The 15,087-nt window shown below is 73.1% G+C and carries 9 protein-coding genes; 1 reads left to right on the top strand and 8 read right to left on the bottom strand.

Translation table 11 applies throughout. The annotated features are described in order from the left end of the window. The 4 genes from AB0K34_RS26155 to AB0K34_RS26140 form a co-directional block, all read right to left on the bottom strand. Positions 1-1,617, bottom strand: a complete 1,617-nt coding sequence (locus tag AB0K34_RS26155) for an FAD-dependent monooxygenase (protein WP_364551405.1) — start codon at positions 1,615-1,617, stop codon at positions 1-3. Between the two features lie 7 nt (positions 1,618-1,624). Continuing rightward, positions 1,625-2,353: an SDR family oxidoreductase gene (locus AB0K34_RS26150; RefSeq protein ID WP_364551402.1), complete on the bottom strand. Its 729-nt coding sequence runs from the start codon at positions 2,351-2,353 to the stop codon at positions 1,625-1,627. Continuing rightward, entirely contained in the window at positions 2,350-3,483 is a 1,134-nt protein-coding gene (locus AB0K34_RS26145) for an Ldh family oxidoreductase (protein WP_364551400.1), read from the bottom strand. Before AB0K34_RS26145 ends, AB0K34_RS26150 begins: the two co-directional genes overlap by 4 nt. Before the next feature lie 794 nt (positions 3,484-4,277). Then, the gene (locus AB0K34_RS26140; RefSeq protein WP_138635115.1) at positions 4,278-4,634 is read right to left on the bottom strand and encodes a hypothetical protein; all 357 of its coding nucleotides are present in this window, start codon (positions 4,632-4,634) and stop codon (positions 4,278-4,280) included. Between the two features lie 410 nt (positions 4,635-5,044). On the opposite strand from AB0K34_RS26140, the gene AB0K34_RS26135 reads away from it, so the two are divergent. Beyond that, positions 5,045-6,529, top strand: a complete 1,485-nt coding sequence (locus tag AB0K34_RS26135) for an FAD-dependent monooxygenase (RefSeq protein WP_364551397.1) — start codon at positions 5,045-5,047, stop codon at positions 6,527-6,529. A gap of 14 nt (positions 6,530-6,543) precedes the next feature. Here the strand turns inward: AB0K34_RS26135 and AB0K34_RS26130 are convergent, their stop codons facing one another. From AB0K34_RS26130 to AB0K34_RS26115, 4 genes are all read right to left on the bottom strand, one after another. After that, positions 6,544-7,305 carry an alpha/beta fold hydrolase gene (locus AB0K34_RS26130; RefSeq protein ID WP_364551395.1) on the bottom strand — a complete coding sequence of 254 codons (762 nt, stop codon included), beginning with the start codon at positions 7,303-7,305 and terminating at the stop codon, positions 6,544-6,546. After that, positions 7,259-8,599 carry a lysine N(6)-hydroxylase/L-ornithine N(5)-oxygenase family protein gene (locus AB0K34_RS26125; RefSeq protein WP_138635121.1) on the bottom strand — a complete coding sequence of 447 codons (1,341 nt, stop codon included), beginning with the start codon at positions 8,597-8,599 and terminating at the stop codon, positions 7,259-7,261. The genes AB0K34_RS26130 and AB0K34_RS26125 overlap by 47 nt, the downstream gene beginning before the upstream one ends. 43 nt (positions 8,600-8,642) lie before the next feature. Then, complete coding sequence (locus tag AB0K34_RS26120; protein ID WP_364551393.1) at positions 8,643-11,819, bottom strand: AMP-binding protein; 3,177 nt, start codon at positions 11,817-11,819, stop codon at positions 8,643-8,645. A gap of 138 nt (positions 11,820-11,957) precedes the next feature. Next, positions 11,958-15,086 carry a type I polyketide synthase gene (locus tag AB0K34_RS26115; RefSeq protein ID WP_364551391.1) on the bottom strand — a complete coding sequence of 1,043 codons (3,129 nt, stop codon included), beginning with the start codon at positions 15,084-15,086 and terminating at the stop codon, positions 11,958-11,960. Position 15,087: the final 1 nt, after the last annotated feature.

Raw genomic sequence — 15,087 nt, 5'->3', positions numbered from 1 at the left:
CTACTCCTGTGCGGTGATCGGAGCGCGTCCGCAGATGCGCTGGTAGACGGCCGCCGCCGGGTCCTCGTCCGCGGCGGGGTCGAACGGAAGGATCGCGGCGACATGGGCGTCCGGCCGGATCAGCACGACGGTGTCGCCGTCCACGCCGAACCGGCGGCGCACCCGGTCGCCGGGGTCGAACAGGGCCAGGTCGCGCAGGCCCGAGTCGTGCGGCGCGTCCCAGCGGGACACCGCGAAGCGGCGCAGCGCCGGGCCCGTCTCGGTGGGGATCCGCGGCCGCCGCCTGGTGTCGGTGAAGTACAGCGCCACGAAGGACTCGGCGGCCAGGTCGTGCAGGTGGACGGGGCCCTCCGGGCCGAACAGCGGCAGGTCGGGCGCGCGGTCGCCGGTGCGCACCGGCGGCGGCGCCGAGCCCGTCCTCACCATCGACCAGTCGCCGGTGTCGTCGACGTCGAGCCGGACGCCCAGCAGGCCGCGGGTGAACGCGTTGCCCCAGTTCCCGTCGGTCATCGCGTCGACGGCCCGGCCCCGCCGGCTCATGTAGGAGCGGGCGGCCTCGGCCATCTGGCCCGAGCCCTTGACCGCGACCGGCGCCTGCTCCACCTCGTACCCGCCGAGCAGCGAGTCGTCGGCCCAGCCGCGCAGCACCCAGGCGAGCCGCCACGGCAGGTTGGAGGCGTCCAGCACCCCGGTGTTGAGGCCGAGCGCCCACATCGGCGTGATCAGGTGCGCGGCGTCGCCCATCAGGAACACGCGGCCGTCGCGCCACTGCTCCGCCACCCGGTGGTGGACCGTGTAGACGTTCGTGCCGAGCACCTCGATGCCCTCGACCTCCCCGATGAACCGCAGTGCCTTGTCGCGCAGCTCCTCGTGCGTCGGCTCCCCCGCCCCCTTGGCCAGCGGGTAGAGGAAGCGCCAGCAGTGCGGCTGGCGGACGAGGATCATCCACTCCGACGGGTCGGAGAAGTAGGCGAGGTAGGGGTAGTCGCGCGGGTTGGCGACGTCCAGGTCCGCCTTGAGGTCGACGAGCATGTAGCGCTCGTCGAGCGTGCGCCCCTCCACCGTGATGCCGAGCTGCTCGCGCACCTGCGAGCGTCCGCCGTCGCAGGCCAGCAGGTAGCGGGCCTTGACGTGCCGCTCGCCCTGCGCGGTGTCGAACGTCAGCTCGACGTGGTCGTCGTGCTGCTTGAACGCGGTCAGCCGGTGCCCCATGTGCAGGGAGCCGTGCTCGCGTCCGGTGAAGCTGTCGCGCAGCACCGGTTCGAGGTGGTGCTGCGGGATGTTGATGACGAAGGGGAACCGGGTGTCCTCGGTGAGCTCGCCCGTGCGGACGCTCAGCGTCGGCTCGTTGGTGACCCGGTCGATCTCGCCGATCTCGTCGATCCGCAGCGAGGCGCGCAGCACCTCCGGCAGCGCGCCGTACCGGTGCAGGACCTCCAGGGTCCGGGTGAGGACGGTGCCCGCCTTGGTGTCCAGCGAGAGCCGGTCGTCCTCCTCGAACACGGCCACCGGAACGCCGTAGCGCGTCAGCCCGAGGGCGGTGATCAGGCCGATGGGCCCGGCGCCCACGACCGCGACGGGGAGGATCTCCCCCTCGGGCGTCGTCGTCTCGGTCATGGGGAGGTCACTCCTTCGGGTAGGCGCGATCGCGGGTGAGCTGCGAGCCGGTCATGGTCGCCGCGTCGGACAGCAGGAAGAGCAGGGGGCCGACGACGTCCTCGGGGGTGCCGATCCCCGTGGTGCGCGCCCAGTGCTCCCGCTCGCCGCCCGCCGGGTTGGCGGCCTGGAACTGCGGGGTGTCGATGACGCCGGGGGCGAGGACGTTCACCCGGATCCGGTGCTCGGCCACCTCGGCGGCCAGCGACTTGGCGAAGGAGACCAGCGCGCCCTTGCTGGCCGCGTAGGCGGACGCCTCGGCCCGTCCCATGTGCGCCAGCCCGGAGCTGAAGACCACGATCGACCCGGACCGGCGCTCGGCCATCGAGGGCAGCACCGCCTGGCAGCACCAGACGACGCCGTCGAGGTTCACGCCGAGGACCCGGCGCCACTCGTCGGCCGCCATGCCGGCCACCGCGGCGCGGGGCTGGACGGCCGCGCCCGCCACGAGGCCGTCGACGCGGCCGTGCCGGGCGAGGGTCTGCTCGACGGCCGCGAAGACCGCGTCGCGGTCGGCCACGTCGACGGCGACCTGCTCGACCCCGGGCGCCGCGTCCAGGTCGGCCGCGTGCGCGATGTCGAAGACCACGGCGGTCCCGCCCGCGGCGCCGACGCCGCGCGCGAGGGCCGCGCCGATCCCGTTGGCGCCTCCGGTGACGATGACGACCTGCCCGGTCGCATCGAAGCTGGCCTTCATGCCGGGGTGCCTCCCGTCGCGCGGGCCGGCACGTCGCCGCCGGCCCCGGCCAGGGCCAGCGAGTCCGGCAGGACGGCGCCGACCTCGTCCGCGGTGCGGCGCAGCGCCTCCAGGACGCTGTCCTCGACCCGGACGCCGCCGGCGAGCGCGGCCCGGTGGTTCTCCGCCTCGATCTGGCCGGGCAGGTACAGCCGCTCCACACCGGGCGCGGCGGGAGAGCCGGTGACCTCGGCGGCCAGCCGGCTCATCCGCTCCGCGAAGTCCGCCGGATCGCCGAACGCCGCCACGTCCACGGCCAGGAAGAAGTGGGCGCAGTTGTTGGGGACGGTGACGTCGCTGTAGAGCCCCTGCACGGCCTGGCCGAACCCTCCGCCGGACAGCACGCCGGTGAGAACGTCGACGACCAGCGCCAGCGCGAAGCCCTTGTGCCCGGCGGCGGGCAGCAGCATGCCGCCCAGGGCCGCGCGGGGGTCGGTGGTGGGCCGGCCGTCCGCGTCCGAGGCCCAGGTGGACGGGATCTCCCGGCCCTCCGCCGCCGCGATGCGGATCTTGCCGAGCGCCGCCTCGGACAGCGCCATGTCCAGCACGACGGGAGGCCCGTCGGGCATCGGCACGCCCACGGCGAGCGGGTTGTTGCCGACCACGGGAGCCGCCCCGCCGACGGCGGGCATCAGCGGCCGGGTGTTCGCCGCGGCCAGCCCGACGCAGCCTTCCCGCGCCGCCGCCTCGACGTAGCGGAACGCGCCCCCGAAGTGGAAGGCGTTGCGGACCGCCACCACCCCGACGCCGAAGCTCTTCGCCTTGGCGACGGCGATCCCCATCGCCTGGTCCCCCGTGAGCTGGCCGAGCGCGTGCCCCGCGTCCAGGACGGCCATCGCGCCGAGATCCACGACGACCTCCGCCCGCTCCCTGCGGCTGACGGAACCGGCCCGCACCCGGTCGACGTACATCGGGACGAGCATGCTCCCGTGCGAGGCCACGCCGCGCATGTCGGCGTCGACCAGGGCCTCGGCCACCGTCGACGACGCGGCCTCGCTGAACCCGACGGCGCGGAAGACCGCGCCGACCGTGCGCCGCAGCCCGTCGACGGGCACGCGCTCCCCGCGGCCCCGCTGGCTCGAATCACTCATGTATCACTCCACCCCTCACGGACCCGAAGCTTGCCGATATCTCATATCAAATGTCAACTATCAGAAACGAAGGTCGTGTGAGCGGAGTGCAGGTCAGAGGGTCCCGGCCCCCCGCGCCCGGCGCCGGGCCTACGAGGTGGGGGCCGCCCGGCGTCTTCAAGGCCGCGGTGGGACGCGCCTGGTCACCGGAGACTCCGGCGAGGTCTCAGCGAGCCCACGCGAGGTGGCCGCGCAGCCGGCGGGCCAGGTTCACCACCGATGCCGCTCAGAGCGGCCGCACGGGAACCTGCGCATCCACGGAGAGCAACAGCCCTTCAACGCGCAAGCCGGGGCCATGTCGAGGACGGCGAGATCAGTGCCAGGGAATGAGGCGACGACACGCCAAAAGTCCCCCTCGAAGAGCAATTCGAGGGGGCGGGTGTGGCGCTTGATACATGCAGCAGGGCTTGGTAGACGCGCAGTCAGCAGAACTCAATAATCAACGCAGGAGAGTGACACCACGGCGAGGCCGGTCCGGTACCGAGCGTCGCACAGTCACAAGTGAGCCCAGCAACCGAATTCGAGAGCAACTCGCACATCCGGGAACTTTGCCATATTCAATGGGCATCAACTTCGTAGAGAACGAGCGATCCCCACCACATCGTCCATGCACAGGGACTTACGCAAAGACCGAAGTGCCCTTTCGCGCGAAGGGCCAGACGCCATGTCTGCCGGATTCGCGCGAAAGGGTGATCGACTCGCGGGGGGCCGGGAACCGGGGGCGGGAAGCCCTGCGGACCGCCGGGCGAGGTCCGCTAGTTGTAGTGGGCGAACTCTGTGTAGTCGTTCCAGATCCAGCCCTTGACGCCGGTGCAGCAGTCCGAGTGCCACCACAGGTTGCCGGCGTCGTTCACGCATCGCTTGTCGACGCGGAAAAGCGTCTTGGATTTCCACTTGGCTATCACCGGGGACGACCCCGAATAGCTGGTGTGCACGGCCGCCGAGCCGACGATGACCCGCCGGATGTGCGGCGTCCAGTCCGAGCAGGAGGCCATGGGCCGGACATCCGTCTCGCTCGCCGACGCGCTCGGAATGGCGACCACGACAGGCGCCACAGCCGCCGTGATGACCGCGGCCGCCATGGACATGACTCGATTGCCCACCTTTTGCATTCGGGCTCCCTTCAGGGGATCGGGGGTGAGTTGATCATCACCCTGCCATGATCGTCTGTCAAGGCCCCGTTTTGAGGCCGTTCCCAGGAACCCATCCAACGGCCACCCCAAAGCGGGTTTAAACCTGCTCCGACGAAGTTTTCAAAACCATCAAGTGAGCGGCGCCCGTGAGATTTTCTTCTTAAGGCACGACAGCCCGGCCGTGGGAATTTCAGCGAAAGCGTCAAAGCCCCAGGGAGCCGGAACGGACCGCGCCGGCCGTAGCCGTGCCCGGACGCGGGCAGGACCACCCGCGGCCTGAGGGCTTGTCTCGCCGGCGGGACAAGGGGTAGGCCGGTGGCGCCCTCCCGGTCGTGCGGCGCCTTGTCGGCGGATCTCTCTTCGGTGAGCGTGAAGGGACTGTGCGGCGAGTGACGGGAGACGACGTGGGACACGCCGGGATGGACGCGGACGTCGTGATCGCGGGGGCGGGGCCGACGGGCTTGATGCTCGCCTGCGAGCTGCGGCTGGCGGGCGCCGACGTGGTGCTGCTCGAACGGCTCGCGGAGCGGACGGGCGAGTCCCGGGCCGGCGGGATGCACTCGCGGACCCTGGAGGTGCTGGACCAGCGCGGGGTCCTGGACTCCTTCCTCGCGCTCGGGGAGATCCAGGGGGTGGGGCACTTCTCCGGGCTCTGGCTCAACTTCGACGAGTTCGAGTCCAGGCATCCGCTGCCGCTGATGATCCTGCAGTCCACCATCGAGACGCTGCTGGAGGACTGGGCCGCGCGGCTCGGTGTCCGGGTGCGGTGGTCGTCCGAGGTGACGGGGGTCGAGCAGGACGCGGAGGGCGTGACGGTCCAGGCCGGGGACGAGACGGTCCGCGGCCGCTACCTCGTCGGCTGCGACGGGGGACGCAGCGCGGTGCGCAAGCTGGCGGGCTTCGGGTTCCCGGGGACGCCGGCGACGATGAACGCGCTGATCGGGGACGTCGAGCTCCCCGAGCTGACCGAGGACTACATCTGGGGACGGCGCACGCCGGACGGCGGCTACTCGGTGATCGCGTTCGAGCCCGGGTGGTACCGGCTGATCACGTCCGACTACGCGCGGGTCGCCGATCGCGGGCCGGTGACGTTCGACCGGCTCCGCGAGTCGCTGCTCAGGGTCGCGGGCACGGACTACGGCATGCGCAACCCGCGCTGGATCTCACGGTTCACCGACGCCGCGCGGCAGGCCGACCGGTACCGGCGGGGCCGGGTGCTGCTGGCGGGCGACGCCGCGCACATCCACTTCCCGCTCGGCGGGCAGGGGCTGAACCTCGGCATGCAGGACGCGGTCAACCTGGGCTGGAAGCTCGGCGCCGTGGCGCGGGGACGGGCGCCGGAGAGCCTGCTGGACACCTACCACACCGAGCGCCATCCCGTCGGGGAGGCCGTCCTGCACAACACGCGGGCGCAGTCGGCGCTGGCCCTTCCCGGTCCGCAGACCGACGCGCTGCGCGACGTCTTCGCGTCCCTGATCGTGTTCGACGACGTCAACCGGTACCTGTGCGGCATGCTCACCGGGCTGGACATCCGGTACCCGGTCGAGTGCGACCATCCGCTCGCGGGCCGCCGGGTCCCGGACGCCGACCTGAAGACGGCCGACGGCCCGGTCCGGGTGTACGAGCTGCTGCACGACGCCCGTCCGGTGCTGCTCGATCTGCGCGGGAACGTGGCCGGGGCGGACGACTGGGCCGATCGCGTCGACGTCGTGGAGGCGCGGAGCGAGGACGACCACTGGCCCGTGCCGGGCGCCGGTGAGGTCGCCGCTCCGTCCGCGGTCCTCATCCGGCCGGACGGCCATGTCGCCTGGGCCGCCGAAGGGACGCCCGACACGGCGTCCCTCCGGACCGCGCTTGCCAGCTGGTTCGGGTGACTCGGCGGCGGCCGTCACGACCTCCCGGCGGCCGCCGTCTCGATCACCGAGGTCAGGTCGGCGAGCAGGGCGGACTCCTCGGCCTTCAGGTAGAAGTGGCCGCCGGGCAGCACCCGCAGCCGGAACGCGCCGTGCGTCACGTCCCCCCAGGCGCGCATCTGCTCCGGGGCCACTTCGGGATCGTCGGCACCGGTGTAGGCGTACACGGGGCAGTCGAGCGGGGGCCGGTGGCCGCCGGGGTACGCGTCGACCAGCCGGTAGTCCGCGCGGATGGCGGGGAGCAGCATCTCCCGGAGGTCGGGGTCGGCGAAGACCTCGGCGCTGCTCGCGTCGAAGCGCCCGAGATCCCTGATGATCTTCTCGTCCGTGCCGGAGAACGTCCGCCGGCCGTCCAGGGCGTGGGGCGGGCGCCTGCCGGACACGCACAGGGCCGCGGGCGGGCGCCCGCGCTTGTGCAGGCGCAGCGCCACCTCGTGCGCGACCGAGGCGCCCATGCTGTGGCCGAAGAGCACCAGCCGGTGCCCGGAGAGCCCGCCGAGGGCGTCGGCGATGTCGTCGGCGAGGGTCTCCAGCGCGGTCGCGAACGGCTCGCGGCAGCGGTCCTCGCGGCCCGGGTACACGACGGCGAGGACGCCGACGTCCGAGGGCAGCCCCCGGGGCCAGGTGCGGTACGCGCTCGCCCAGCCGCCGGCGTGCGGGAGGCAGACGAGCTTCGTCGCGCAGCCGTCGTCATCGCGGAAGGGGCGTACCCACCGCTCTTCTGCCGGACTCCTCATCCTGGAACTCCCCTTCCTCCCGCCGGGCGGCGATCGAGTCGGCGATCTCCCCGCTCCGTACGGCGATGTTCGACAGCAGCGACGAGCTCAGGCCGTGGCTGTGCTCGGTGCCGCCCTGGAGGTAGATGCCGCAGCGCATCCCGGGGTCGGTCGCGATGCGGTAGTCGCGCTCGACCCGGTAGCGGCCGGACTCGTCGCGCAGGCAGTGGCGGTCGAGGTCGCCGAGGAGGTGCGCCGGCTCCATCGCGTCGTAGCCGGTCGCGCAGACGAGCGCGTCGAAGTCGATCTCGCGCACCTCGCCGTCGGAGCCCGTCTGCAGCGAGACGCGGGTCTCGGCGCCGGACCGCTTCACGCCGGTGACCCTGGTGAGGTTGCGGAACTCCAGGCGCCGGGCCCCGCGGACCTCGTCCTCGTACGCCCTGCGGTACAGGTCCCGGATGACGTCGCCGTCGACGACCGAGTAGTTGGTGTTGCGGTGGTACCGCCAGAACGCCTCGCGCGTCTGCTCGGTGGCGTAGTAGTAGTCGTCGACGGCGCCGGGGTCGAAGACCTGGTTGGCGAACGGGGTGTCGTCCGCGACCGAGTAGCCGTAGGACGGGATGACGGCCCAGACCTGGGCGTGCGGGAGCTCGTCGTACAGGAACCTGGCGATCTCGGCGGCGCTCTGGCCCGCGCCGACCACCGCCACCCGGCGCAGTTGCGCGGGGTCCGCCCGGCGGTACTTCTCCAGGAACTCCGAGCTGTGCCACACCCGCTCGTCGCGGACGGCCCCGTCCGGCATGCTCGGGACCAGGCCGGTGGAGATCACCACGTTCCGCGCCTCGACGACGCGGCCGTCCGCGACTTCGAGGCGCAGCCGGTCCGAGGTCTCCGGGACGGCGCCCGGCGGCAGCCCGACCGACGTCACCTCCGCGCCGTAGGCGATGCGGTCGGCGACCCGCGCCTGCGCCCATTCCAGGTACCGGTGGAACTCCTCGCGCGTCGGGAAGAAGTCCTGGTTGTTGACGAACCGCGGGAGCCGCCCCGAGGCGTGCAGATACGCGATGAAGCTGAAGCTCGACGTCGGGTTGCGGAAGGTGACCAGGTCCTTGAGGAAGGAGATCTGCATGGTCGCCGAGGGCAGCAGCATGCTGCGGTGCCAGCCGAAGGACGGCTGCCGTTCGAGGAAGAGGGCCCTCATCCCGTCCCGCGCGCCGTCCGCCCGGTACTCCTCCATGGCGATGGCGAGCGACAGGTTGGACGGACCGAATCCGATGCCGACCACGTCGTAGATCTCGTTGTCACGACCGTTCATGGTGAATTCTCCCGCTGCCATGGATCCGCGTTCCTTCCGGCGCTCAGAGGAGTTCGCCGTCCTTCGTCCTCCTGCGCAGGGCCGGCCTGCTGGACCGGGCGAGGTCCTGCCACATGCCGGACAGCCCGGTCACGGTGCGCGCCACGAACAGCGTCCGGATGGACACCTCCTGGTTCAGCTCGTCCCGGATCAGGGCGGCGAGCCTGATCGCGCGCAGCGAGTTGCCGCCGAGGTCGAAGAAGTCGTCGTCGACGCCGACCCGCTCCAGCCCGAGCGCCTCGGCGAAGGCCCTGGCCAGGGCCTCCTCGACGGCGTTGCGCGGTGCGCGGTACCTCCCCTCGCCGGACGCGGGCTCGGGAAGCGACGCCCTGTCCACCCAGCCGCCCGCCGTCGCCGGGAGGCGGTCCACGACCAGGAACGCCGACGGCATGAGGGGCTCCGGCAGCCGTCCCGCGGCGAACCTGCGCAGCTCCTCCTCCGAGAGGCCGGCCTGCGGGGCCAGCGGGACCGCGTACGCCACGAGCCGCCGCTGCCCCGAGCCGTCCTCGCGGACGGCCACCGCCGCCCTCGCCAGCCCGGGGTAGTCGGCCAGGACCGCCTCCACCTCGGCCGGTTCGACCGGGACGCCGCGGATCCGCGCGCGGGCGCCGGCCCGGCCCAGGTGTTCGAGGCGGCCGTCGGCGGCCCACCGCGCCCGGTCCCCGGTCCGGTGCATGACGGCGCCGGGCGGGCCGAACGGGCAGGGCACGAAGCGCTCGGCGGTCCTCCCCGGCCGGCCGTGGAGGCCGCGCGCCACGCCGGGCCCGGCCGCGTACAGCTCTCCGGCAACGCCGGCGGGGACGGGCGCAAGGCCCGGCCCCAGGACGTAGAGGGAGGTGTTGTCCATGGGGCGGCCGATCAGCGTCATGCCGAGCGACGGCTCGCCGGCCGGGAGGCGGTGGCACGCGGCGAAGCCGCCCGTCTCCCCCGGTCCGTGGCCGTGGACGATCGCCAGCTCCGGGCACGCGTCCCGCACCCGCCGCAGCGCGGCGGCGGACACGCGGTCGCCGCAGGTCCACACCTCGCGCATCCCGGCGAGGCCGTCGGGGCGCTCCGCGGCGATCGACGCGAGCAGGTCCGCGGGGGCCCACATCACCGTGATCTCGTGCGCGGCCCGCACGGCGGCGAGCGCGTCGAGGTCCAGCTCTCCCGGCGGGGCCACGACCACCCGCCCGCCGTTCAGGAGCGGCGCCCAGACTTCGAGGGCGAACGCGTCGAAGGTGTGCGGCGCGTGCCACAGCACGGTGCCGGCGCCGCCGTCCCGCCACCGGCGGTCCATCGCGAACCGCTCCAGGTTCCGGTGCGTCAGGGCGACCTCCGCCGCGCCGGTCGAACCGTGCGTGACGGCCAGGAGGTTGTCCGGGCGGACGGCTCGCGCGCCATCGGCGGTGTCCGAGTCGAGGTCGCCGAAGAGGATCGTCGGGACGTCCAGGCCGGCGGGCGGCGCCTCGCTCGTGAGGAGCACCTGCGCCGACCCGCCGAGAACCGACGCGATGTGCTCCGCCGGGGACGCGGGGTCGACGGGCAGGTAGGCCCCGCCCGCCTTCGCCACGCCCAGCAGGGCGACGACCAGGTCCCCCGAGCGGGGCATCGCCACCGCCACGACCGTCTCGCGCCCGATGCCCCGGTGGCGCAGCGCCCCGGCCAGGCGGCTCGACCGCTCGTCCAGCTCGCGGTACGAGAGCGCGCCGTCCCCGGACACCACCGCAGCGGCGTCGGGGGTCCGCGCCGCCTGGCGGGCGAACAGCTCCGGGACGGTCAGGCCGGGCAGCGGGGCGTCCGTGTCGTTCGGCGCGGCCAGCACCCGGTCCCGGTCGGCGCCGCTCACCACGTCCAGCGCGCCGACGGGCAGCTTCGGGTCGGCGGCCGCAGCCCGGACGTACGCGACGAGGTCGGCGCCGATGAGGCGCAGCTCGGCCGCGGTGTACAGGCCGGCGGGGGCGTCGAGCCGGAAGTACAGGTCGCTTCCGTCGGTCCCGTCGGTGCAGACGCTGATCGACAGTTCGTCGAAGACCCCGTTCGTGCCGCCGGTGTAGCGCGCCGGGCCGCCGCCGAAATCGAGTTCGCCCGTGAAGTCGACGACGTTCATGACGGCGCCGAAGCCGCCGCGGCCGCTGAGGACGGTCCCGCTCGCGCGCTGGATGTCGGAGTAGTGGCAGGCGGCCCGGCCGAAGACCTCGTACGTCTCGTCGAGCACCGCCTCGGCGATCTCGGCGAAGGTCGCGGTGAGCGGGACCCGCACGCGGATCGGCACCACGTTCACCGCCAGCCCGGGCGTCCTGCCCGCGGCCCCGGTCCGGTTGCCCATCGCCACCGAGAGGAGGAACTCCGGGTGGTCGCAGCGGTGCCGGAGGAACACCGCCGCGCCGGCGGTCAGCAACGACGACGTCCAGACGCCCATGGACTCGGCGGCCTCGCCCCACGCGTCCGCCTCGGCGCGGGGGACGGCCACCGTCCGGCTCACCATGCCGAGGGCGCCGGCCAGCTCCGACCAGCGGTCGGCGGGACTCCCCGGTCCGGGTTCCGGGTCCGGGTCCGGCACGGCGAGGCGCGGCACCTGTGCGGGCGGGGGCGCGTCCTTCAGGTAGTCGCGCCAGAACTCCATGTCGTCGGTGAACCGCTGGGACGCGAGGTACTCCGACGCCTCGGCCGCGTACGACTCGGCGTCCCAGGGGTGGGGCGGTTCGCTCACCTCCGCGCCGCGCGCCAGCGCCGTGTACACCTCGGCGAGGCGCCGCGACAGCAGGCCGCCCACGCCGTAGCCGTCCGAGATGAGGTGGTGGTAGGCGAGGACCACCAGGAAGCGGGCCTCCGCGAGCCTGACCACGCCCAGCCGGAACAGCAGGTCCCGCTCCAGGTCGAACGGCTGCGCCAGCATGCCGGACAGCGCCTCGCGCGCCGCCCGGTCGGGATCGTCCTCGCCGCCGGCGTCCAGGAAGAACGGCCGCCACTCCCCCAGGCCGCGCGGCACGATGCGCAGGTCGCCGTCGCCGTTGTCGACGAAGTTGACTCGCAGCACCTCCGCTTCGTCCATCACGCGCAGGAATGCGGATTCCATGACGGCGACGTCCAGTTCGCCGTCCACCTCCCACATGGACAGGGCGTGGTTGAGCGTGTCGGGCATCATTTTCTGCGCCAGCCACAATCCTTTATGCGCAGCCGACGCATCGAACGAACGCATGGACATCAACTCCCCAACAATGGGACCGCGAACCGGAGCGACCCACCAATTCATGTCCACTTTCACGGACGTGGATCGGCCGGTCAACACGATGCCGGCGCCGGGCGCGCGGTGTCCCGCCGGCGGGACACCGCGGGGTCAGGCGGGACGGCGGTCGAGCATCACGGCCGCGATGTGCCCGGCGATCAGCCGCGGTGACGGGTGGCGCAGCACCAGCGTCGGCTTCAGCCTGACCCCCGTCGAGGCGGCCAGGCGCCTGCTCAGGTCCATCGCCAGCAGCGAGTCGAAGCCGAGGTCCTTGAACTCCCGGTCGGGGTCGACGCTCTCGCCGGGGGCATGCCCGAGGACGGTGGCGATCTTCTCCAGGACGTGGTCCAGGACGAGCGCCTCCGCGATGCCCTCGGGGAGGGCCGCGACCCTCTCGGGCAGCGGGGTGACCTGCTCGTCCTCTTCGGCCGGCGCGTCCGCGGCGATCTCCATCGCCACCGCCGTGTGCGAGGAGTTCAGCCAGTAGCGCCGCCGTTGGAACGCGTAGGTCGGGAGGTCCGTCCGCCTGCGCGTCCCGAACAGGGCGGCCCAGTCCACGGTTCCGCCCCGCACGTACAGCTGGGCCAGCGAGTCGGCGATGGCCTCGACCTCCCCGCGGTCGCGGCGGGACGACGACAGGACGACCGCGCCGTCCACCTCGTCGACCATTTCCTGCACCGGAACGGTCAGGACGGGGTGCGGGCTCATCTCGATGAAGACGCGGTAACCGTCGTCGGCCAGCCTGCGGACGGACGATTCGAAGAGCACCTTTTCACGGAGGTTGGTGTACCAGTAGTCGCCGTCCAGCTCGGCGGTGTCGACGACCTCACCGTACAGGGTCGAATAGAAAGGCAGTTCCGACGTTCGAGGCCGCACATCAGAAAGCGGCCCGACCACTTGCTCGCGAACCCGGGCCACCTCGGGGGAATGGGAGGCGTAATCGACCGATATCCGCCTGGCCCGGACACCTTCGGCGTTCATCTTCTCAAGGAATTCGTCGAGGGCGTCCAGCGCTCCGGACACCACCACCGAGCGGGGCCCGTTGACGGCGGCGAGGCCCAGCCGGCCGCTCCACGGGGCGAGCTGCTCCGCCACGGCGTCCGCGGACTCCACGACCGACGCCATCCCGCCGTGGCCCGCGAGGTCCACCAGCGCCCTGCTGCGGAGCGCGACCACCTTGGCGGCGTCCCGCAGCGACAGCGCGCCGCAGACGTGGGCGGCGGCGATCTCACCTTGGCTGTGCCCCACCACCGCGGCCGGTTCCACGCCCCATGACCGCCACAGGGCGGCCATGGACACCATCACCGAGAACAGCGCGGGCTGGACCACGTCCACCCGTTCCAGGGGCGGCGCCCCGGCCTCGCCCCGGATCACGGCGAGCAGCGACCAGCCGACCCATTCGTCGAGCGCGGCCGCGCACTCGTCGAGGGCGCGCGCGAAGACGGGGTAGGCGTCGTACAGCCGCCGGCCCATGCCGGCCCACTGCGAGCCTTGGCCCGGGAACATGAAGACGACTCCCCCGAGTTCCCCGGCGACACCGCGGACCACCCCGGCGGGCTCCGCGCCCTCGCTCAGCGAGGCGAGGCCGCTCAGCAGCTCGTCGCGATCGCGGCCCAGCACGACCGCGCGGTGGGCGAACGCCGACCGGCTCGACACCAGCGACCAGCCGATGTCCGCGGCGTCCGCCTGCGCACCGGCTGGGGAGGTGACGAAATCGCGGAGCGCGGCCGCCTGCCGTGCCAGCGCCGCCGGGTTCTTTCCCGACACCGCCCACGGCACCAGTCCACCGGCGAGGGCCGGGCCCGGGATGGGCTCGGCCGCCTTGCCCGTCGGCGGCGCCTCTTCCAGGATCACGTGCGCGTTGGTGCCACTGAACCCGAACGACGACACCCCGGCTCTGCGCGGACCGTCGCCCCGCTCCCATTCGCGCCCGTCCACCAGCAGTTCCACCGCGCCGCAGGACCAGTCCACGTGCCGCGAAGGCGCGTCCAGGTGCAGGGTCTTCGGCAGGTAGCCGTGGCGCAGAGCCATCACGGCCTTGATGACACCGGCGACCCCGGCGGCGGCCTGGGCGTGGCCGAGGTTCGACTTCAGGGACCCCAGCCAGAGCGGCCTGTCCTCGGCCCGACCCTGGCCGTACGTCATCAGCAGGGCGTGGGCCTCGATGGGGTCGCCCAGCACCGTCCCGGTGCCGTGGGCCTCGACCAGGTCCACCTCGGACGCCGCGATCCCCGCGTCCGCCAGCGCCTTGCGGATCACCTCCTCCTGGGCGCGGCCGCTGGGCGCGGTCAGCCCGTTGCTGGCCCCGTCCTGGTTCACCGCCGAACCGCGCAGGACGGCCAGTACCGGGTGGCCGTTGCGTTGGGCGTCCGACAGCCGCTCCAGCAGCAGCACGCCGACGCCCTCGGACCAGCCGGTCCCGTCGGCGGCGTCCGCGAACGCCTTGCACCGGCCGTCGGGCGCCAGGCCGCGCTGCCGGGAGAACTCCACGAACACGGCGGGGGTGGTCATCACCGCCGCCCCGCCCGCCAGCGCGAGCGAGCACTCCCCGGACCGCAGCGACCGCACCGCCAGGTGCAGGGCCACCAGCGACGACGAGCACGCCGTGTCCACGGTCATCGCCGGGCCGGTCAGCCCGAGCTGGTACGCGACCCGGCCGGACGCGACGCTCAGCGCGCTCCCGAGCGACAGGTGGCCCTCCAGCTCGTGCTGGTCCACCTCCAGGAAGCGCAGCCCGTACTCGGGGGAGCTCACCCCGGAGAAGACGCCGGCGCCGGTGCCGCGCACGTCGGCGGGGACGATTCCCGCCCGTTCGAAGACCTCCCACGACGCCTCCAGCAGCAGGCGCTGCTGCGGGTCCATCGCGAGCGCCTCCCGCGGACTGATGCCGAAGAACTCGGCGTCGAAGTCCGCCACGCCGGCGAGGAAGCCCCCGTGCCGGGTGCTGGAGGTGCCGAGCGCGCCGGGGTCCTCGTCGAACACGTCCCGCCAGCCCCGGTCCCGGGGGAACTCCTCCACCAGGTCCCGGCCGCCGCGGACCGCCTCCCACAGCCCCTCGGGCGTCGACACGCCGCCGGGGAAGCGGCACGCCATCGCCACCACGGCGATCGGCTCGCCGCGCCCGGCCTTCAGGTCCTCGTTCTCCCGCCGGAGGCGGTCCCGCTCCTCCAGCAGGGCGCGGAGCGCCCGCTCGACCCGGTCCGCGCCGTCCGCCGGCGTCCGGTCCGCGGCATCGTCCATG

Source organism: Actinomadura sp. NPDC049382 (assembly GCF_040677125.1).
In the GTDB taxonomy this organism is placed as follows: Bacteria; Actinomycetota; Actinomycetes; order Streptosporangiales; family Streptosporangiaceae; genus Spirillospora; species Spirillospora geliboluensis.
Note: the sequence above shows the minus strand (reverse complement) of the source record. Positions and strands in the feature narration are given on the sequence as shown.

Excerpts from the sequence above, each read along its gene's own strand:
- AB0K34_RS26120 (WP_364551393.1), bottom strand. The coding sequence starts at position 11,819 with ATGCGTTCGTTCGATGCGTCGGCTGCGCATAAAGGATTGTGGCTGGCG.
- AB0K34_RS26115 (WP_364551391.1), bottom strand. The coding sequence starts at position 15,086 with ATGGACGATGCCGCGGACCGGACGCCGGCGGACGGCGCGGACCGGGTC.
- AB0K34_RS26150 (WP_364551402.1), bottom strand. The coding sequence starts at position 2,353 with ATGAAGGCCAGCTTCGATGCGACCGGGCAGGTCGTCATCGTCACCGGA.
- AB0K34_RS26145 (WP_364551400.1), bottom strand. The coding sequence starts at position 3,483 with ATGAGTGATTCGAGCCAGCGGGGCCGCGGGGAGCGCGTGCCCGTCGAC.
- AB0K34_RS26130 (WP_364551395.1), bottom strand. The coding sequence starts at position 7,305 with ATGAGGAGTCCGGCAGAAGAGCGGTGGGTACGCCCCTTCCGCGATGAC.
- AB0K34_RS26140 (WP_138635115.1), bottom strand. The coding sequence starts at position 4,634 with ATGCAAAAGGTGGGCAATCGAGTCATGTCCATGGCGGCCGCGGTCATC.
- AB0K34_RS26125 (WP_138635121.1), bottom strand. The coding sequence starts at position 8,599 with ATGAACGGTCGTGACAACGAGATCTACGACGTGGTCGGCATCGGATTC.
- AB0K34_RS26155 (WP_364551405.1), bottom strand. The coding sequence starts at position 1,617 with ATGACCGAGACGACGACGCCCGAGGGGGAGATCCTCCCCGTCGCGGTC.